The organism is Amycolatopsis tucumanensis (genome assembly GCF_021654135.1).
Lineage (GTDB): Bacteria > Actinomycetota > Actinomycetes > Mycobacteriales > Pseudonocardiaceae > Amycolatopsis_E > Amycolatopsis_E tucumanensis.
Genome location: NZ_JAKGSD010000012.1, coordinates 57,017 through 76,299 on the forward strand (window position 1 = coordinate 57,017; position 19,283 = coordinate 76,299).

16 protein-coding genes are annotated in these 19,283 nt (G+C 73.3%); 5 read left to right on the top strand and 11 right to left on the bottom strand.

Annotated elements, in window-relative coordinates; genetic code table 11:
- Window positions 1-8: 8 nt before the first annotated feature.
- Genes L2C96_RS14905 through L2C96_RS14915 form a run of 3 tightly spaced genes read right to left on the bottom strand, consistent with a single transcriptional unit; the run spans window position 9 to window position 4,794 of the window.
- Window positions 9-2,075, bottom strand: coding sequence for a hydantoinase/oxoprolinase family protein (locus L2C96_RS14905; protein WP_237336548.1), 2,067 nt, complete (start codon window positions 2,073-2,075; stop codon window positions 9-11).
- Window positions 2,072-3,709 carry a hydantoinase B/oxoprolinase family protein gene (locus L2C96_RS14910; protein WP_237336549.1) on the bottom strand — a complete coding sequence of 546 codons (1,638 nt, stop codon included), beginning with the start codon at window positions 3,707-3,709 and terminating at the stop codon, window positions 2,072-2,074. The genes L2C96_RS14905 and L2C96_RS14910 overlap by 4 nt, the downstream gene beginning before the upstream one ends.
- Complete coding sequence (locus L2C96_RS14915) at window positions 3,706-4,794, bottom strand: tartrate dehydrogenase (protein WP_308191152.1); 1,089 nt, start codon at window positions 4,792-4,794, stop codon at window positions 3,706-3,708. The genes L2C96_RS14910 and L2C96_RS14915 overlap by 4 nt, the downstream gene beginning before the upstream one ends.
- A 106-nt stretch (window positions 4,795-4,900) precedes the next feature.
- Between L2C96_RS14915 and L2C96_RS14920 the strand changes: the two genes are divergently transcribed.
- Window positions 4,901-5,806: a LysR family transcriptional regulator gene (locus L2C96_RS14920; RefSeq protein ID WP_237336550.1), complete on the top strand. Its 906-nt coding sequence runs from the start codon at window positions 4,901-4,903 to the stop codon at window positions 5,804-5,806.
- Window position 5,807: 1 nt separating this feature from the next.
- On the opposite strand, the gene L2C96_RS14925 is transcribed toward L2C96_RS14920, so the two are convergent.
- The 6 genes from L2C96_RS14925 to L2C96_RS14950 all read right to left on the bottom strand — a co-directional run bounded on the left by L2C96_RS14925 (window position 5,808) and on the right by L2C96_RS14950 (window position 12,523).
- Entirely contained in the window at window positions 5,808-7,439 is a 1,632-nt protein-coding gene (locus tag L2C96_RS14925) for an ABC transporter ATP-binding protein (protein WP_237336551.1), read from the bottom strand.
- Window positions 7,436-9,094, bottom strand: a complete 1,659-nt coding sequence (locus L2C96_RS14930) for an ABC transporter ATP-binding protein/permease (protein ID WP_237336552.1) — start codon at window positions 9,092-9,094, stop codon at window positions 7,436-7,438. The genes L2C96_RS14925 and L2C96_RS14930 overlap by 4 nt, the downstream gene beginning before the upstream one ends.
- The gene (locus L2C96_RS14935; RefSeq protein WP_237336553.1) at window positions 9,091-10,086 is read right to left on the bottom strand and encodes an ABC transporter substrate-binding protein; all 996 of its coding nucleotides are present in this window, start codon (window positions 10,084-10,086) and stop codon (window positions 9,091-9,093) included. Before L2C96_RS14935 ends, L2C96_RS14930 begins: the two co-directional genes overlap by 4 nt.
- The gene (locus L2C96_RS14940) at window positions 10,079-10,891 is read right to left on the bottom strand and encodes an ABC transporter ATP-binding protein (RefSeq protein ID WP_237336554.1); all 813 of its coding nucleotides are present in this window, start codon (window positions 10,889-10,891) and stop codon (window positions 10,079-10,081) included. Before L2C96_RS14940 ends, L2C96_RS14935 begins: the two co-directional genes overlap by 8 nt.
- On the bottom strand, window positions 10,888-11,997 hold the full coding sequence (locus tag L2C96_RS14945) for a FecCD family ABC transporter permease (protein ID WP_237336555.1): 1,110 nt from the start codon (window positions 11,995-11,997) through the stop codon (window positions 10,888-10,890). Before L2C96_RS14945 ends, L2C96_RS14940 begins: the two co-directional genes overlap by 4 nt.
- Before the next feature lie 298 nt (window positions 11,998-12,295).
- Window positions 12,296-12,523, bottom strand: coding sequence for a hypothetical protein (locus tag L2C96_RS14950; RefSeq protein ID WP_237336556.1), 228 nt, complete (start codon window positions 12,521-12,523; stop codon window positions 12,296-12,298).
- Between the two features lie 431 nt (window positions 12,524-12,954).
- Between L2C96_RS14950 and L2C96_RS14955 the strand changes: the two genes are divergently transcribed.
- From L2C96_RS14955 to L2C96_RS14965, 3 genes are all read left to right on the top strand, one after another.
- Entirely contained in the window at window positions 12,955-13,599 is a 645-nt protein-coding gene (locus L2C96_RS14955; RefSeq protein ID WP_237336557.1) for a class I SAM-dependent methyltransferase, read from the top strand.
- 118 nt (window positions 13,600-13,717) lie between these two features.
- Window positions 13,718-14,860 (top strand): FAD-dependent oxidoreductase, encoded by a 1,143-nt coding sequence (locus L2C96_RS14960; protein ID WP_237336558.1) that lies wholly within the window; start codon window positions 13,718-13,720, stop codon window positions 14,858-14,860.
- Window positions 14,861-14,941: 81 nt separating this feature from the next.
- Window positions 14,942-15,817 carry a DUF5829 family protein gene (locus L2C96_RS14965; RefSeq protein ID WP_237336559.1) on the top strand — a complete coding sequence of 292 codons (876 nt, stop codon included), beginning with the start codon at window positions 14,942-14,944 and terminating at the stop codon, window positions 15,815-15,817.
- Between the two features lie 15 nt (window positions 15,818-15,832).
- Here the strand turns inward: L2C96_RS14965 and L2C96_RS14970 are convergent, their stop codons facing one another.
- Window positions 15,833-16,414, bottom strand: a complete 582-nt coding sequence (locus L2C96_RS14970) for a TetR/AcrR family transcriptional regulator (RefSeq protein WP_237336560.1) — start codon at window positions 16,412-16,414, stop codon at window positions 15,833-15,835.
- A gap of 84 nt (window positions 16,415-16,498) precedes the next feature.
- Between L2C96_RS14970 and L2C96_RS14975 the strand changes: the two genes are divergently transcribed.
- Complete coding sequence (locus tag L2C96_RS14975) at window positions 16,499-17,485, top strand: NADP-dependent oxidoreductase (protein ID WP_237336561.1); 987 nt, start codon at window positions 16,499-16,501, stop codon at window positions 17,483-17,485.
- Between the two features lie 47 nt (window positions 17,486-17,532).
- On the opposite strand, the gene L2C96_RS45065 is transcribed toward L2C96_RS14975, so the two are convergent.
- Window positions 17,533-19,182: a DUF7933 domain-containing protein gene (locus L2C96_RS45065; protein ID WP_237336562.1), complete on the bottom strand. Its 1,650-nt coding sequence runs from the start codon at window positions 19,180-19,182 to the stop codon at window positions 17,533-17,535.
- Between the last annotated feature and the right edge of the window lie 101 nt (window positions 19,183-19,283).

Below are 19,283 nucleotides of genomic sequence, written 5' to 3' on the forward strand. Positions count from 1 at the left end.
CCCGCAGATCACTGGCCGACGTCGACGAGGAGCGTCAGGTCGGCGTCCACCCGGATGCGGCACTCCGGTCCGAAGCAACACGACGACTCGCGCTCCTCGAACACCGCGGGCCCGGCGATCTCGGTGCCCGGCCGCAGGCGGTACCGGTCCCAGACGCCCGCCCGCAGCCGGCCGTGCCCGGGAATCCACACCTCGCGCTCCCCGCGGCGAGACTCACCCGGGACCGGGTCGCAGCGCAGCACCACGTCGTGCCCGGGCAGCCGCGCCGTCAGCCGCCAGTTGACGACCTCCACCGGGCCGTCCAGGCAGCGCCCGAACGTCGCGCGGTAGGTCTCCTCGAAATCGCGGTGCAGGCGTCCGGCGTCGATCCGGGTGAGATCCGCCCCGGGCAGCCCGACCTCGATGTCGAACCCCTGCCCCACGTACCGCATGTCCGCCGACCGCCGGAAGCGGACCAGCTCCGGGTGTTCCGGGCGCAGCACCGCGGTGGCGTGCGCGGACATCTCGTCGTAGAGGCCGTCGACCCGGCCCCACTCGACCTCGGCCAGGGGCGAGGGCAGGCTGCGCACCTGGTCCACCGTGGGCGCGGCGACGAGGAACCCGTAGGCGGACATGACGCCGGCCCGCATCGGCACGATGATCCGGCCGATCTTCAGCTGCTTGGCCAGGCCGTAGGCGTGCACCGGGCCCGCCCCGCCGAACGCGATGAGCGCGAACCCGGCCGGGTCGCGGCCGTGCTCGGACAGGTGCATCCGCGCCGCGGCGGCCATGCTCGCCGTGGCCACCTCGACGATGCCGGCCGCCGCGCCGGTCCGGTCGAGACCGAGCGGCCCGGCCACGTCCCGGTCCACCGCCTTGCCGGCCTCGGCGGTGCGCAGCCGCATCTCCCCGCCGAGGAAGGTGGCCGGGTCGAGGTAGCCGAGCAGGAGATCGGCGTCGGTGACCGTCGGGTGCTCGCCGCCCCGGCCGTAGGCCACGGGCCCCGGCACGGACCCGGCGCTGCGCGGCCCGACCTTGAGCAGCCCCAGCGGGTCCGGGGCGGCGATCGACCCGCCGCCCGAGCCGATCTCGATCATGTCGGCGACGGTCAGCCGGACCGGCAGTCCCGAACCCGGCTTGAACTTGTCTACCCGCCCGGCCTCGAAGTCGTGCTTGCGGCGCACCCGGCCGCCGCTGACGATCGCGATCTTGGCCGTCGTGCCGCCCATGTCGAACGACAGCGCGTCCGGTTCACCGAGCCGGCGGGCCACGGCCGCGGCGGCGATCGCGCCCGCCGCCGGCCCGGATTCCAGCAGGCGGACGGGGAACTCCTTCGCGTCGTCGAGCGTCGTGACCCCGCCGCCGGAGAGCATGATGTGCAGCGGCGCGTCGACGCCCATCGCCAGCAGGTCGTCCCGCAGCGCGTCGAGGTAGCGCGCCATCAGCGGTTGCACGTAGGCGTTGAGGCAGGCGGTGCTCGCCCGCTCGTACTCGCCGATCACCGGCGCGACCGCGCTGGACAGGGTGACCGGCACGTCCGGGTGGGCGCGCGCGAGCAGCTCCCGGACCCGCCGTTCGTGCTTGTCGTCGCGGTAGGAGTGCAGCAGCGCCACCGCCACCGCCTCGACCCCCTGCGCGCGGAACTCCCGCACCCGCGCGAGCACCTCGTCCTCGTCCAGCGGCTCCAGCTCGGCGCCGTCGGCCGCGATGCGGCCCGCCACCCCGCGGCTCAGGTGCCGCGGGACCAGCGGACGAGCCGGGCGGGCGTGCAGGTCGGTGGTGTCGAACCGGATCTCCCGGCCCATCTCCAGGGTGTCGCGGAAACCGCGAGTGGTGAGCAGCCCGACGACGGCGCCGGTGCGTTCCAGCAGCGTGTTGGTCACCAGCGTGGTGCCGTGCACCACCCCGGCCACGTCGCCGGCCGGGGTGCCGGTCTCGGCCAGCAGGCGGGCGATGCCCGCGGTGATCGCCTCGTTGGGCGCGTACGGGGTGGTGGGCAGTTTGCCGGGCCACGTCAGGTCGCGCGCCGGGTCGTGCAGGAGCAGGTCGGTGAACGTCCCGCCGACGTCCACGCCGATCCGGGCCGTGCGGCTCATCGACGGGTCTCCTCTCGCGCGTCGGCGGTGGTGTAGCCGCCGAGTTCGTCGGCTTCGGCCAGGTGCGGCTCGCGGTCCTCCGGCGGGCCGAACCCGCCGCCGCCCGGGAACGAGATGAGCACCGACGCGCCGGGGGCCAGCTGGGACACCGACTTCAGCGGCACGCGTTCCCCGGTGTCCAGCACCGCGTGCGCGGTCGCGCCCGGCTCCCCGCCGGCGAGCCCGAGGGCCGGGTGCCGCTCGCGGTCGCCGAGCAGCACCATCTGCACCGGGCGGCGGGTCGGGTTGTGCACCTCGATGTCCTGTCCCAGCCCGCCGCGGCGCCGTCCCCGGCCACCCGAGCCCGCGCGCAGCTCCTTGCGCACGAACCGCAGCGGGGACGTCGCTTCGAGCGCCTCGACGCTGCCGCTGCCGGAGTTGGTCGGGAAGGCGGTCGTGGACAGGCCGTCCTTGTCCTGCGAGGCGCCCATGCCGGCGTTGGCGAACAGCATCTGCGCGAAGGGACGGCCGTCGTCGTCGACACCGGCGAACCGGACGCGCAGGGCGGGCGCGCCCCCGCTGTCGGCGACGACCCGGTCCGGCAGCACCGGCGCGAGCGCCTGATAGATCGCGCACGAGAGCAGGTGGCCGGTCAGGTGGCGCGCGACGACGGGCGCCGGGAACGTGGGGTTGACGATCGTGCCCTCCGGTGCGGTCACGCTGATCGCCCGGTAGGAGCCCCAGTTCGTGCGGGTGGCCGGGTCGAGGAGGATCTTCAGCGGGTACACCGAGTAGGCGCGGGTGTAGTTCAGGGTCGAGTTGGTCGAGAACGGCACCTGGGCCGAGGTCCCGGTGTAGTCGATCGCGATCCGGTCCCCGCTCACGATGACGGCGCACTCGATGTGCGTCGGGTGCCCCTCGACGCCGTCGGCGTCCACGCCCGCCCGGTACACGCCGTCCGGCAGCTCACGGATGGCCGTCCGCAGCGCGGTGTCGGCCAGCGCGTGCACCTCGGCGGCGAACCGCTCGAAGTCCGGTTCATCGAAGTCGGCGAGGAACTCCTGAGCGCGCCGACGGCACACCGCGTGCGCGGCGGCCTGGGCTTCGAGGTCGCCCCACAACGCGCCGGGCAGCCGCACGTTGGCGAGCAGCAGGTCCTTGACCCCCTGCTCGACGCGGCCGGCCCGGAACAGCCGCAGCGGCGGGATCAGGATGCCCTCCGAGATCAGCTCGGTGGCGCCCATCGTCGGTGTGCCGCCGATGTCGGGGGAATGCGCGGCGGTGCCGGCGAAACCGACGAGCGCGCCCCGGTGGAAGATCGGGGTGATCATGGCGATGTCGGGCAGGTGCCCGGTCGCGATCCACGGGTCGTTCGTGATGACGCAGTCGCCGTCCTGCCAGTCCCCGGCCGGGAACCGGTCCAGGACCAGCCCGGTCAGGGAGCTCATGAGGGCCGCGAAACCGGGGATCCCGGCGCGCGACTCCGCCATGGTGCGCCCGCGGCGGTCCATCACCACGACGGTGTAGTCGTTGGACTCGCGGATGATGGTGGAGAACGCCGTGCGCAGCATGGTGGAGGCTGCCTCGTCGGTCGCGGCGGCCAGCCGGTCCCAGCGGACCTCCAGGCCGACCGGATCGGTGACCGGCCGGGTCATGACATCACCGCCGCTGTGATCTCGTCGGCTATCGCCGCGCCGAGTTTCTCGGTCGTCCCGGAGCCGCCGAGATCGGGAGTGCGCACCTCCGGCCGCTCGTCGAGCACGGTCTCGATCGCGGCGACGACCTGCGCTGCCGCGTCCGGCTCCCCCAGGTGGTCGAGCATCATCGCGCCGCTCCAGATCTGCCCGACCGGGTTGGCGATCCCGCGCCCCGCGATGTCCGGGGCCGAGCCGTGCACCGGCTCGAACAGGCTGGGCCAGGTGCGGTCGGGGTTGATGTTGGCGCTGGGCGCGATGCCGATCGTCCCGGCGCACGCCGGGCCGAGGTCGGACAGGATGTCGCCGAACAGGTTGCTGGCCACCACGACGTCGTAGTCCTGGGGCCGCAGGACGAACTTGGCGGTGAGGATGTCGATGTGGTCGGAGTCCGCGGTCACGTCCGGGTACCGCCCAGCCATCGCTGTCGCGCGCTCGTCCCAGTAGGGCATGGTGATGGAGATGCCGTTGCTCTTGGTCGCCCAGGTCAGGTGCTTGCGCGGGCGCGCGGCGGCCAGGTCGAACGCGTACCGCAGCACCCGGTCCACCCCGGTGCGGGTCATCACGGTCTCCTGCACCACCGTTTCGCGGTCGGTGCCCTCGAAGATCCGGCCGCCGATGCTGGAGTACTCGCCCTCGGTGTTCTCCCGGACCACGACGAAGTCGATGTCGCCCGGTCCGTGGTCCCGCAGCGGGCTGCGCACCCCGCGCAGCAGCCGGACCGGCCGGAGGTTGACGTACTGGTCGAACCCGCGCCGGAACCGCAGGAGGCTCCCCCACAGCGACACGTGGTCGGGCACGACGTCGGGCCAGCCCACGGCGCCGAAGAAGATCGCGTCGAAGCCGCCGAGCACTTCCCGCCAGTCCGGCGGCAGCATTTCGCCGTGGCGCACCCAGTAATCGGCGCTGGCGAAATCGAACTCGGTGACGTCGAGGCCGAAGCCGTGGGCGCGGGCGGCGGCGCGCAGGCACCGCAGGCCCTCGGGCATGACCTCACGTCCGATGCCATCCCCCGGGATGACGGCGATGCGGTAACGGTGGGACACGGCAGGCTCCTTGTGCTCGGGCCCTTCACCTTGATCGGCGCCGCACCCCACGACAAGAGCTCTCCGGGCAACCTATCCTTTCGCTCAGGGAAAGAAAGGGGCGCGGATGAGCTCGATCGACGATCTCCGCTTCTTCCACGTGGTCGCCGCGAGCGAGACGCTCACCGCCGCCGCGCGCGAGCTCGGGTCTTCGCTGCCCGCGGTCAGCAAACGCCTGCGGGCGCTGGAACAACGGCTCGACGCGCGCCTGGTGCACCGCGGCACGCGCCGGCTGGTGCTGACCTCCGAGGGCGAGCTCTACGCCGCCCGCCTGGAGACGATCCTCGACCAGGTCCGCGAGCTCGACGACCTGATCACGCACCGCTCGGCCGACCTGCGCGGCTCGGTCGTGGTCCAGGCCACCCTCGGGCTCGGACGCGCGCACGTGGCGCCCCTGCTCGGCGAGTTCACCGCCCGGCACCCCCAGCTGAACGTCCGGCTGCACACCACGGCGCTGCCGCTGCGCCCGCACCGGCGCGAGTTCGACATGGCCGTCCACGTCGGCACCCCGCCGGATTCGACACTGCGGATGCGGCGGCTGGCCCGCAACCGCCGGGTGCCCTGCGCCGCACCGTCCTACTTGGACCGCAAGGGCATGCCCGAACGGGTCGAGGACCTGGCCGACCACGACTGCATCGTGCTGCGCGAGAACGAAGGGGACTTCGACCTGTGGCGGTTCGGCACCGCGGGCAGGCCGAGGCAGGTGCGGGTGCGTGGCCGCCTGTCGAGCAACGACGGGGACGTCGTCACCGACTGGGCGCTGCAGGGGCACGGGGTGATCATGCGCTCGGAGTGGCAGGTCCGGTCGTATTTGGACAGTGGCGAGCTCGTCCGCGTGCTGCCCGGAGTCCCCACCCCGCCGGCCGACATCTACGCCCTCCTCGCCGACGACGTCCACGTGCCCCGCCGGGTCAGCGAGCTGATCGACCACCTGGCGGCCCGGCTGCCGGACCGGATCGCCGGGGCGCGCTGAGTCAGGGCAAGCGGATCGTGCGGTCACAGCGCGCCAGCGTGGCCGGGCGGTGGGCGATGACGAGGATGCCGATGTCCTCCCCGGTGGCGGCGAGTGCGGTGGTGATGGCCTCGTCGGCGTCGGGGTCGAGGTTGGCCGTCGCCTCGTCGAGGACGAGGATGCGCGGGTTCATCAGCAGCGCGCGGGCGACCGCGACGCGGGCCCGCTGCCCGCCGGACAGCCCGGCCCCGGCCTCGCCGACCGGGGTGTCCAGGCCGTCCGGCAGGCCGGCCCGGGGGTCGAGGATTCCCGCCTGTCGCGCCGCTTCCGCCACCTCGTGGTCGGCGGCCGAGGGGCGGCCGAGCCGGATGTTCGTCGCGATCGTGCCGGCCAGCAGTCCCGGCTCCTGGGGCACGATGCTGATCGCGTCGCGCAGGTCGTCGTCGGCCAGGTCGGTCAGCGCAACCCCGTCCAGCGTGATGCGACCGCCGTCGGGGTCCCACATGCGGACGGCGAGCAGCGCGCACGTGGTCTTGCCCGCGCCGGAGGGGCCGGTGAGCGCGACGCGTTCCCCGGGCCGCACGGCGAACGACACCTCGCGCAGCACGGGCGGCCCGTCGCCGTACCCGAAGGTGACGGCGTCGAACACCAATCCGGTCGCGTGCTCGCGCGCCGGCAACGCCTGAGGCGACCGGGGTTCGTCCACGGCAGGCGGCCGGTCCAGGACGCCGGTGATCCGCGTCGCCGCGGCCCGCAGGGTGCCGAGGTTGCGCAGCAGGTCGGAGATCTGGGCCAGCGGCCCGATAGCCGCCACGGCGAGGACCGTCGCGACCGGCGCGAGTGGACGGCCGACCGTGGCGAGGTTGGCCGCGCACACGGCGAGGGCGCCGATCCCGGCGAGTGCGGCCGTCGCGTCGTGCACCGCGCGTTCCACCCCGGCCCGGAAGCCGATCCTGGCCTGCACGGCGGCCAGGGTGCCGGTGAGCCGCCCGAGCGCGCGGAGCCGCCGTTCCAGCGCCCCGGCCGCGGTGAGCTCGCCGAGCCCGTGGACGGTGTCCACGAGCTCGGCGTTCAGCGCCGCGACCGCACCGGTCAGCTCCGCGCCTTGCCGGGTGGCCACCCGGCCGGTCAGCCACGGCAGCGCCGCGGTCACGGCGACCAGCGGCACCCACACCAGCAGCAGCCACGGGGTGACGAGCAACGACAGGGTCGTGGTGGCGGCGATCAGCACCGCACAGGTGAGCGCCTGGGCGGCGGTGTGGGCGTAGAGCCATTCCAGCCGGTCGAGGTCGGCGAACGCGACCGACACGAGGTCCCCGCTCCGCCGCGGTTTCGCGCGGTCGGGCAGGCTGACGCGGAAGGCGCCGAACACGCGGGCGCGCAGGGTGGCGATCAACCGGTAGGCCAGGTCGTGGGAGACCCAGGATTCGCGCCAGGTCATCGCGGCGGTCAGCACCGCGAGTCCGAACAGGACGAACGCCACGGCCGTCAGCGGCGCCGAGCCGGTGGCGGCGGTCCGGCCGGCGAGCCAGGTGCCGGCCACCGCCAGCGACAGCGTGCCGAGCTGGACGACGGCGTTGGCCGCCAGTGTCCAGGCGAAGGCGGCCTTCTGCTCGGCGATGACCGGCAGCAGCCGCCGGAGCGGGCCGCTCACGCCGCGACCCCGGCGACACTGGCGACGCGGCCGGCTTCGATCGTGACCAGAGTGGTGGCGTCGCGCAACGCGGTTTCCCGGTGGGCGATCACGATCCGGGTGACGTCCGGGCAGTGTCGCGCGAGGCGGGTCAGGACGCGGTGCTCGGTGTCGACGTCCAGCGCCGAGGTCGCTTCGTCGAGCAGCAGCACCGGGGTCCGGGCCAGCACGGCGCGGGCGATGGCCAGCCGCTGCCGCTGCCCGCCGGAGAGCCGCGCCCCGTTCTCGGTGAGCACCGTGGCGAACCCGTCGGGCAGCGCCTCGATGAACCCCAGCGCGTCGGCGACGTGAGCGGCCGTGCGGACCTCCGCCGTGGTGGCGCCGGGCCGGGCGAGCCGGAGGTTCTCCTCCACGGTCCCGTGGAAGAGGTAGGTGTGCTGGCCGACGACGGCGATGCTCGCCCGCAGCGCGGCGAGGGTGTAACCGGTCAGCGGGGTGCCGTCCAGCTCGATGCGGCCGTGCTGGGGATCGGCGTGCCGGACGAGGAGCCGCGCCAGCGTGCTTTTGCCCGCCCCGGACGGGCCTGCGATCCCCGTGGTGCTCCCCGGCGCGCAGTCGAAGCTCACCTCGTGCACACCGGCGCCGTTCGGGTAGCGGTAGGTGACCTCGCGCAGCCGCACTCCGGCGCCCGGGCGGGCCGGTTCGGTGCGGGTTCCGGTGTCGGCGACGGCCGGTCGCGCCGTGCGGATCTCCTCCAGCCCGGCGGCCGCGCCCAGCCCCTGGTACCCGAGGTGCCAGTGCGCGGACAGGTCCAGCACGGGCCGGAAGCATTCCCTGGCGCACAGCAGGAACAGCAGCACCGAACCCGCGGGCGCCGCGCCGCCGAGCACCCCGGCGCAGGCGACGACGATGGTGGCGGCGGTGCCCAGGTGCAGCGCGAGCGCGCTGACACCGGCCTCCACCAGTGACACCCGCAGCTGCGACATGGTGGACCGGTGCAGGTCCGCGCCGCGCGCGGCGAGGAGGTCGCCGGTGCGCCGCCCCGCGCCGAACATCCGCAGCACCGCGATCGCCCTGGTCGCTTCCAGATAACCGGCGGCGAGCTGCTCGTAGGCCCGCCACCGGGTGCGTCCGGTGCGCATCAGCCGGGCGTCCCAGAACCGGGGCACCGCCACCGCGCACAGCACCGCCACGGCCAAGACAGCGGCGGCGGGCGCCGACACCGTGAACAGCCACCCGGTGACCGCGGCCGGGACGACGCAGGTAACCAGGAGCTGGGGCAGGTAGCGGCTGTAGTAGGCGTCCAGGGCTTCCACCCCGTCGACGACCGTGTGCGCGACCGCACCGGCCCGCTCCCCCTGCGCCCACGCCGGGCCCAGCTCGGCGATGCGGCGCAGCAGGGTGGCCCGCAGCCGGGTGCGGATCGCGATGCCGAACCGCGCGGCGGCGACCTCGCGCGCCCACACCAGCACCGCCCGCACGGCGACCACCCCGGCCAGCACCGCGAGGGTGGCCGGCACCGCCGCGACGTCCCCGCCGGTCAGGTCGGCGAGGACGGCGGCGGTCAGCACGGCCGCGGCGACGTGGGCGGCCGACACCAGCACGGCCAGCGCCGCCAGCAGCGCCACCGGTCCGGCGACGACCCCCGCCAGGTGCAGCAGCCCGCGGTGGATCACGACGCGAAGGCGCCCGGGTGCAGCTGCTGGGCGATTTCGCGCACCACCGAGACGTTGCCGAGGGTGCCTGGGTAGGTGTCGGCGGCGTCGATCGCGATCAGCCGGCCCTCCCGCACCGCGGTCACGTTCGGGAACGTGCGGGTCAGGTAGTCGCGGGTGGCCTGCTCGTGCTCGGGCGAGTTGACGGCGAACACGATCGCCTGCGGGTCGGCCGCGGCGAGCGCCTCCGGGGTGATCTGGGCGGCGAAGAACTTGGCGAACCGCGGGTCCTGCGGGGAGAACACGTTGTTCCCGCCGGCCCGGCGGATGATGTCGTACTCGATGCCGGCGCCGATCGCGGTCACCGTGGTGCCCTCCAAGTACACCTGGGCCACGGTGGGCTTCGCGCGGCCGGCGATCGCGGCGTCCACTTCGGACAGGCTGGCGCGGCTCTGCGCGATCAGGGTGCCGGCGCGGTCGGGCACGGCGAAGATCCGGCCGAGGTTGTCCAGGTCGGTGAAGATGTCCTCGACGGTGCCGGTCATGCGCCGCTGGGCGCAGCCGCCGGTGGCGATGTAGGCGGTCACGCCGGCCTGCGCGAGCTGGTCCAGGCCGGCGAAACCCTGCTCGGCGGTGAACTCGTACATCGTCGGGGAGAACACGAAGTCCGGTTTGACGTTGAGCAGCTGTTCCCGGCTCGGCGGCCCGGACTCGCTGAGCACCGGCACGGCGGCGGCCTGGGCGGCGACGTCGGCGGGAAGCGGCGCGGTGTCCGTCTGCGCCTGCCCGACGAGCTTGTCCGCCAGCCCCAGCCGCAGCAGCAGCTCGGTCTGCGACGGGCTCAGCCCGACGGCCGCGGCCGGGGTCGACGGCACGCTGATCTGCCGATCGCAGTTGGTGATCGTCACCGCCTGGGCGGTGTCCGGCGAGGCGTTCGGGGTGACCGCGGAGCCGCACCCGGCGAGCAGGGTGGCGCCGAGGGCGAGCGCGATCAGGGGGGCGGTTCTAGGCATGGATCTCATCTCTGTTCGTACCGGGGCGGGGACCAGTCCGGTGTGGATGGTCGAAAACCAGGACCGGGCCGCCGGTGCCCGGGTGGGTCAGGCGCGTGACCCCGACGTGGAAGACCTCCTCGACCACCCGCGGGGCGAGGGCCTCGGCGGGCGGCCCGGCGGCGACGAGGCGGCCGGCGTCGAGGACGGCGATCTCGTCGCAGTGGGTGGCGGCGAGGTTGAGGTCGTGCAGCGCCGCGATGACCGTGCGGCCGAGGCCGGCCGCCAGGCGCATGAGCTCCAGCTGGAAGGCGATGTCGAGGTGGTTGGTCGGCTCGTCGAGGACCAGCACCGGGGTGTCGGCGGCGAGGGCGCGGGCGAGCATCACCCGCTGGCGCTGCCCGCCGGAGAGCCGGCCGATGGGCCGGTCGGCGAGGTCCGTGGCGCCCACCGTGTCCAGCGCGGTCCACGCCAGGTCCAGGTCGGCGTCGGTGTCGCGGCCGAACCCGCGCTGGAACGGCACCCGGGACAGCAGGACGACGTCCAGGACCGTCATGTCGAACTCGGTGGAGGTCTCCTGGGTCATGACCGCCACCGTCCTGGCGACCTCGCGGCGGCCGGTGCGCCACACGTCCTTCTCGCCGAGCAGCACCCGGCCGGACTCCGGCGCGACCGCGCGGTAGAGCGTGCGCAGCAGCGTCGACTTGCCGCTGCCGTTGGGGCCCACCAGCCCGAGGAACCGGCCGGAGGGCACCTCCAGGTTGACGTCGCGCAGCACGGCGCGGCCCGCCAGGCTGACACCGACGTGGTCGAAGCGCACCCTCATCGGTCGAGTCCCGCCCGCGCCGCCGTGTCCCGGCGCATCAGCCACAGGAAGAACGGCGCCCCCACCACCGCGGTGAGGATGCCGATCGGCACCTCGGCCGGCGCGGCGACCGTGCGCGAGAGCAGGTCGGCGAGCATCAGGAACGCGGCGCCGCCGAGCACCGCGACCGGCAGCATCCGCCGGTGGTCGGCGCCGACGACGATCCGGGCCACGTGCGGGACCACCAGGCCGACGAAGCCGATCCCGCCGCTGACCGACACGATCGAGCCGGTCAACAGCGCCGCGGTGACCAGCAGGACCGCGCGCAGCCGGTTCACGTCCACCCCGAGGGCGGTGGCTGATTCGTCGCCGCTGAGCAGCGCGTTCATCGCCCGGGTGCGCAACCCGACGACGAGGCACGCGGCCACGAACGCCACCGCGGGAACGGCCAGTGAGCTCATCGACGCGGCGGACACGCTGCCCAGCAGGAAGAACAGGACGCTGAACACGTTCTGCGCCTCGGTGGTCAGCGTCAGGTAGCTCGTGACGGCGCTGAACAGGGAGCCCAGGGCCACGCCGGAGAGGATCATCCGCGTCGGCGACAGGATGCCGCGGTGCCGCGCGGTGAGCGCCACGGCCAGGCTCGCCACCAGCGCGCCGGCGAAGGCCGCGGCCCCGAGCGGCAGCCCGCCGACCGCCGCCGACCCGAGCGTGATGACGAGAACCGCGCCCACCCCGGCGCCGGAGGACACGCCGAGCAGGTAGGGCTCGGCGAGCGGGTTGCGCACGATCACCTGCATGATCGCCCCGGCCAGCGCGAGCCCGGCGCCGGACAGCGCGGCCAGCAGCGCGCGGGGCAGGCGGAACTGCCACACCGCCTGGTCCTGCAGCGGGGTCAGGCTGCCGTCGGACATCCACGGCATGCCCGGCAGCAGGTGCCCTACCACGATCCGGGCCGCGTCGGCGACCCCGACGTCGACCGTGCCGACCGCCCCGGACACGGCGACCAGCAGCAGGATCGCCACGACGAGGGCGCTGACGGTGATCCGCGACGCGAGGCGGGAGCGGTGGACGGACGCACGCAGGCGACGATCCAGCGCGACGGGTGGACGCGGGCGAACGAGCACGAGTGGGGGCCGATCGGTCAGTGGCGGGGACGGACGGAGCATAACCGACATCGACAATCGTTTTCAACGATGTCGTGCGAGCCTGATCACAAGGGGGGCCGGGAGTTCGAAGTGGACAGCCGCACTGGAGCGCGGCTCCGAGCGGCCGTCAACGGCGGTGTTGACGTGCAGGCAGGTCACCTCGTAGCCGCGGCCCGCGGCGACGAACCGGCACGTCAGGCCGACGAGTGCGCGGGCGAGGTGGCGAGGTCCACCGCGCCGACCACCTCCGCCACGCTCCGGGGCACGGGTTACGGAGTCATCGGCGCGTAATGACGTGCAGGCCGTGCGACCCCTCCGCCGGTTCCGCCCGCAGGCCGGCCGGGGCGAGTTCGTCGGCCATCTGCCCGGGCGTGAAGACGTGCCAGTGGTCCGACGCCTTCAGCTGGGCGACCTGGCGATCGCCGTCGGACACCGTGTAGGACATGTGCCAGGTGACGGCGTCCGGCCCGGCCGGTTCGGCGGAGGCAGCGCGGAGGTAGGACAAGCGTCCGGCTCGCGATCAGCCCGGCGACCCGGTCCGGCACGCGCGCGGTCAGCACGTCGGCAGCCGGCACCATGACACGCTGCGCGAGATCCTCGTCGTCCACGATCCGCGCGAGCAGCGCCGTGCGCAGACCGGGATGCGGCTCGATCGCCACGATCTCCGCGCCCGGAAACGCGGCCGCCAGCATCGTTGTCCCGATCCCCGTGCCGGCCCCGACATCGACCAGGACCCCGGTCGCCGGATTCAGCCCGGCCAGCGCCTCTGCCAGCGCGGGCCCCGGCTCACGCCACGCCTGTGGCAGCAGGACCGCCACGTACTCACCGGTCCGGTCGTAGAACTCGGCGCTGTCCATCGCGGCGGCTCCCCCTCTTGGTCACCCGCGGAGCCTATTCTGCAATGAGACTCATTTTCAAGCCAGTTGGGAGAACGCCATGACCCACGATCTCAGCCAGCACCCCGAGTACTTCTGGGAGAACCTCTACCGGGACCGCCGCCAGGACACCGCACTCTGGGGCTCGCGGGTCAATCCACGCCTCGCCGAGGTGGCGGCGGATCTGCCCGCCGGCGCCGCACTCGACCTCGGATGCGGCGCGGGCGGGGACACGATGTGGCTGGCCCGCCGCGGATGGCGGGTCACGGCGGTGGACATCTCCCCAACGGCCGTCGCGCAGATCCTCCGGCTCGCCCAGCAAGCCGGCCTCGGCGACCTCGTGACCGCCGAGCGGCACGACCTGGCGCACACCTTCCCGGACGGCTCCTTCGACCTCGTCTCGGCGCAGTACTTCCACACGCCCTTCGCCCTGCCCCGGGCCGCGATCCTGCGCGCCGCCGCTCAGGCCCTGCGCCCAGGTGGCCGGCTCCTCGTCGTCGACCACGGGTCCATCGCCCCCTGGTCCTGGAACCAGGACCAGGGCACCCACATCCCCAGTCCCGCCGAAGTGCACGCCGAACTCGGGCTGCCCGCCACCTGGATCGTCGAGCGGGCCGACCGCCCCCAGCGCGAAGCGACCGGGCCCGACGGACAGACCGCGACGGTCACCGACAACGTCCTGCTCATCCGCCGGTCCGCCGGCTGAGCGGACGCGCCGCTGCCAGCGTGCTGTGCGCCCGCTGTCAGCGTGCTGTGCGCCCGGTGCCAGCGAACCCCGCCAGTGTCGCCGACGACGACGTTCCCGACACTGGAGGAAGTTCCCGATGCGCAGCCCAGTCACGATCATCGGCGCCGGCCTCGGCGGGCTCATCCTCGCCCGCGTGCTGCACGTCCACGGCATCCCGGCCGAGGTCTACGAGGCGGAGCCGTCGCCGATGGCGCGCACGCAGGGCGGGATGCTCGACATCCACGACTACAACGGTCAGCTCGCGGTGCAGGCCGCCGGCCTGATGGCGGAGTTCCGCGGTCTCGTGCTGGAGGGCCGCCAGGCGATGCGGATCCTCGACCGGACCGGCGCCGTGCTGTTCGAGAAGTCCGACGACGGCACCGGCGGCCGCCCCGAGGTGCAGCGCGGTGAGCTGCGCCGGATGCTGCTCGACGCGCTGCCAGCCGGCACCGTCCACTGGGGACACAAGGCGAGCGGCGCCCGCACCCTCGGCGACGGGCGGCACGAGGTGACCTTCACCGACGGCCGCATCGTCGTCACGGACCTGCTGGTCGGCGCCGACGGCGCGTGGTCCCGGGTCCGGCCGCTGCTGACCGGCGCCACACCCGAGTACACCGGCACCGCGTTCGTCGAGACGTACCTGTTCGACGCCGACACGCGGCACCCCGCCACGGCGAAGGCGGTCGGCGGCGGATCGATGATCGCGCACGGCCCCACCCCCGACGCGGCGATCTTCGCCCACCGCGAGCGCGGCGACACCCTGCACGGCTACCTCGAACTCACCCGGCCGCTGGACTGGTTCGCCGCCGTGGACTTCGCCGACCCCGCGGCGGCCACCGCGCGGATCGCGCGGGAGTTCGACGGCTGGGCGCCGGAACTGACCGCGCTGATCACCGACAGCGACACCGCCCCGGTCCTGCGCCCGCACCACACCCTGCCCACCGGGCACCGCTGGGAGCGCGTGCCGGGAGCGACGCTCGTCGGCGACGCCGCGCACCTCGCCGCACCCAACGGCGAAGGCGCGAACCTGGCCATGCTGGACGGCGCCGAACTCGCCCAAGCCCTGGCCGCCCACGACGACGCCGAAACCGCACTGGCCGAGTACGAACAGGCGATGTTCACGCGGGCCGCCAACCCACCCGACGAGAGCGCCCTCCTGGAAAGCGTTTTCGGCGACAGCGTCCCGCAGAGCCTGGCCGCCCTGTTCGAGGACCGGACCGGTACTGCGCGAAACGGGTGACGGCCGGAACGATTCCGGCAAAACGGTTCTACTGTCGTCGGCATGGGGAGACATCGAAGAATTCTCAGCATGCTTTGTGCGATGGTCGTGGGATTCGCCGGAACCGCCGGCGCCACGGCGACCGCCGCCGGGGACAGGCAGTTGCTGTACTTCAACCACGCGTACGGGGTGATCGACCGCGAAACGGCGGACGCGGTCGAGCATTCGCAGTTCCTGCGCGAATTCGCCAACTTTCAGGTCCGGACCACCACCGGCGGTGGGCAGACGTGGACCGCCCGTTACGTGCTGGGCCGGGAAACGTACCTGGAGCTGTTCGGGGTCGGCGACCTGGCCGGCCAGAACGGTGTCCTCGGCGCAGGCGGGCTGGCGGTGTCGGCCGAGCGGGACGGCGACCTGGGGGCCGCGGCCGAGCGGCTGCGGACACTGGGCGACGGACCGGTCCTGTCCCTGCAGACGCGCGACTTCGGCGACGGCGTCCCGGTCCCGTGGTTCGACGTGGTCTTCACCAGCGGCATCACCAGCTACGACGCCTTCGGCGCGTGGGGCATGGAGTACCGGCCGGAGTTCTTCGCCGACCCGCGGAGCAACACCGAGCCGGCCTCGTACCCGGGCGACGTGGGACGGGAACGCGTCCTGCCGGACGACTACGCCGGCCACCTGATGCGCGAAGTCACCGCGATCCGGATCGGGATCACCGCGGGCGACCACGCCGACACGGTGCCACTGCTGCGGGCCGGCGGTTTCGCGGTCCGGACCACCCCGCACGGCACGGTCGCCACGCGCGGCGGCACCACGATCCGGCTGGATGTCGTGCCACTGGCCGAAATCGGGTTGCGCAGTGTCGAGTTCTCGCTCAGCAAGGCGGTGAATCACCGCCACGTGGAGCGGATCGGCAACTCCGAACTGGTGGTCGGGCCGGGACCGCGTGCGCACTGGACGTTCGAGTTCCGGAACTAGGGATCCGCACGCGGATCAACGCCGCCGAGAAGAAGGCCGGAGCCCGTCCATCAGGAGGTTCAGCAGCCGGTCTGCCATCGCCTTGTGCCCGGGCGAACCGGCCACGGTGAAGATGCCGATCAGCGCGGCGGCGATGTCTTCGGCGGGGACGTCGCCACGGAGTTGCCCGCTCGCGCGACCGGCGTCCAGGATCTCGTCGATGGCCCCGAGGAGCTCGGTCCGGGTGTGGGCGTGCCCGATCTCCCCCGATTCGATCATCGCGAGCAGCGTGTCGAGCATCCCGTTCTTGGTGGCGATCCACTCCCCGAACAGGTCCATCCAGCGTCGCAGCGCCGCGGGCGGGTCGAGTTCGGCGAGCAGCTCACGGGCACCGGAGGTGAGCCGCGTGACCTGGTCCCGGTAGACCGCGTCGACCAGCGACTCCCGGGTCGGGAAGTGCCGGTAGAGCGTGGCGATGCCGACCCCAGCCGCACTCGCGATCGCGCGCATCGACGGCTCGGTCTCCGACGAGGCGAACAAGCGGGTCGCGACCTCCAGCAGCTGCTGCCGGTTGCGGGCCGCGTCCGCGCGCGGTCTGCGGGTCTCCTCGGCGGCCAAAACGGATCACGCTCCACTTGTGCTAGCCTGGTGTTGAAACGGAGCATAGTCCGCTTGCTGAGCCGCGACAGGAGACAGGTGAGCATGGCAGAACCGAACGTCACCACACCGGTGACGACGAGCCGGGCGGTTCAGTTCGAGTCGTTCGGCGGACCGGAGGCCCTGACCGTCCGCGAGGTGCCCGTGCCGGTGGCCGGTCCGGGACAGATCCGCGTGCGGGTCGCCGCGGCCGGCCTGAACCCGATGGACTGGTTCATGACCTCGGACGCGGAGACCGCGGCGCGATTCGGCTTGAGCCTGCCGTGCGGGTTCGGCACCGACTACGCCGGGGTCGTGGACCAGGTCGGCGACGGCGTGCGCGAGTTCGCCGTCGGCGACCGGGTGTTCGGCGGCGCCCTGTCCCGCGCGGTCGCCGACCACGTCGTCGTGGACGAGGCGGGGACCATCGCGGTGGGCGGCGAGGCGCACCGCACCCCGGAGGGCGTCGACGACCGCACCGCCGCCACCCTCGCCATCGCGGGCCGGACGGCGGCCGCGGCGCTGGCCGTGGTCGGCCCCGGCCCGGGTGACACGGTGCTCGTCGGCGGCGCGGGAGGCGGGGTCGGCGTGTTCGCTGTCCAGCTCGCGCGCCGAGCGGGTGCGCGGGTGATCGGGACGGGGTCGGCGTCCTCGGCCGAGGCCCTGCGAGCCCTGGGGGCCGAGCCGGTGACCTATGGCGACGGCCTGGTCGACCGGGTCCGGGCGCTGGCTCCGGCCGGGGTCACCGCGGCCATGGACCTGCACGGGACGGACACCGCGCAGGCGGCACGCGAACTCGGCGTGCCCGACGCACGCATCACCACCATCGCCGCCCAGATCGACGGGATCACGCCGGCGAACGGCGCCAACGCGCCCCAGGGCGCCCTCGAGGAGATCGCCGGCCTGGTCGCGGCGGGCCGGCTCCGGGTGCCGATCGCGGCGACCTTCCCGGTCGAGCAGATCCGCGCCGCGGTCGAGCTCCAGGCGGGGCGGCACGTGCACGGGAAGGTCGTCATCGACTGTGGACCGAAGGCCGCGAATTTCCGGCCGTAGCCGGTGAAGGCGGCTCGCCGCCGGGCGACGAGCCGCCTCCTCCCCTGTCAGTTGAGGGTCGACCGCCGGCGCAGGAACCACGCGCCGGCGCCGGCCAGGGCGCCGAGACCACCGATGGCGAGGCTCACCACCGGCACGACCCGCACCGTCTTGGAACCGGTGTTGTTGCCCGGGTCGCTGTCCGGGTCGTTCCCGGTGACCTGGGCGGCGTTGGTCAGGTACTTCGCCGCCCCGTCCCCGTTGACCGCGTCCACCGTGCCGGAGATCTCGTAGCTCACCGAGTCACCGGCGGCCAGCGGGCCACCGGTGCAGGTGATCACGCTGTCCGAGCCGATCGAGCAGCTTGCGGGCACCTGCACGTCGACCAGGCCGGCCGGGATCGGGTCGGTCACGGTGTGACCGGAGGACTCCGCCGGGCCGAGGTTCATCACCGTGAGCGTGTAGGTGATGCGGTCGCCGGGCTGCACCTCGTCCTGCGGTGCGGTCTTGCTCAGCGCCAGGTCGGCGCTCGGGTCCGGCTCCACGAACGTGACCGTCGTGTTCGCGGGCGGGTTGAGCCCCACCAGCGACATGTTGCCGGGACCGTTGGTGTAGCTGCCTGCCGTGCCGGAGGTCACCGGCACGCTCACGGTGCACGACGCCATCCCCGCGGTCAGGTTGCCGGTCACGCTGACCGACGTGGCGCCGGCCGCCGCGGTCACCGCACCGCTCGGGCAGTTCGTCGTCCCGGCGCCTGCCACCGTCAGCCCGGCGGGCAGCGCGTCGGTGAACGACCAGCCGTTCTTCGCCGCCAGCTCGCTGGTGTTGGTGATGGTGAACGTCAGCGTCGACGTCCCGCCGGTGTTCACCTCCACCGGGCTGAACGACTTGTCCAGCTGCGGCGTCACGTCCAGGATCTTGATGTTGTCGAAGGCGTGGTCGTTGCCGGTGCCGCTGGGCTGGTTGTTGACCATCTGCACGCCGATCGAGCTGCCGTTGACCAGCACCGCGCCGTTCGACGTGTAGGTGCCGACAGTGGCCGATTTGGCCGGCGCCGAACCGATCTGGGGCACGTTGATCGTCCGTGACGCGCTGCAGCCGTCGATCTGGGAACCGACCGGGATCGCCGTCCCCGCCCCGTCGAGCAACGAGAACTGCAGCAGCGGGTGGTTGGCGAAGCAGTTGATCGCCGCGACGTCCACGCTGAACGTGACGAACCGGTTGCTGCCGCTGAACGGGATGTTCGAGGCGGTCTTGAACTCGACGTGCGGAGCACCCGGGTTGCCCGAGGTCATGGCCGACACCGCGTAGTTGCTGCCCGGGGCGATGCCGGTGTAGACGCCCAGCGCGTAGGCCATCTGCTGCACCGCGTTCCAGGTTCCCTGGTTCCCGCAGTCGTTGACCTGGGCGGTGGGCGCCACCGGCTGGGCCGACGAGGCGATCCAGCCGTTGCACTGCCGCAGCCACGGCGCGTCGGCGGTGTATCGCTGGCCGCTGGCCCCGGTGTACTGGTTCAGCCGGACGATCGGAGTCGCGGCCGGGCGGTTCTGGAAGTTCTCGGCGTAGATCGTCGTCGGCGCCTGTGGCGTGCCGGGCGACCCGGGGGTGGTGGCCATCGCGAACGACGCGCCGGTCGCCGCGACGACCGCCGCCACCCCGGCCACCGCGCCGGCCCGGCGCACCATGGACGACTTCCACCATTGTCGTGGTCGCGTCACGTCTCCTCCTCCATCGCAAAAGCTCCAATCCGATCGAGACGGTGCGAGCGGAACCGCCCGCGTAGACAAGACGGGACGAACTCACGCCGACATGACGCGCC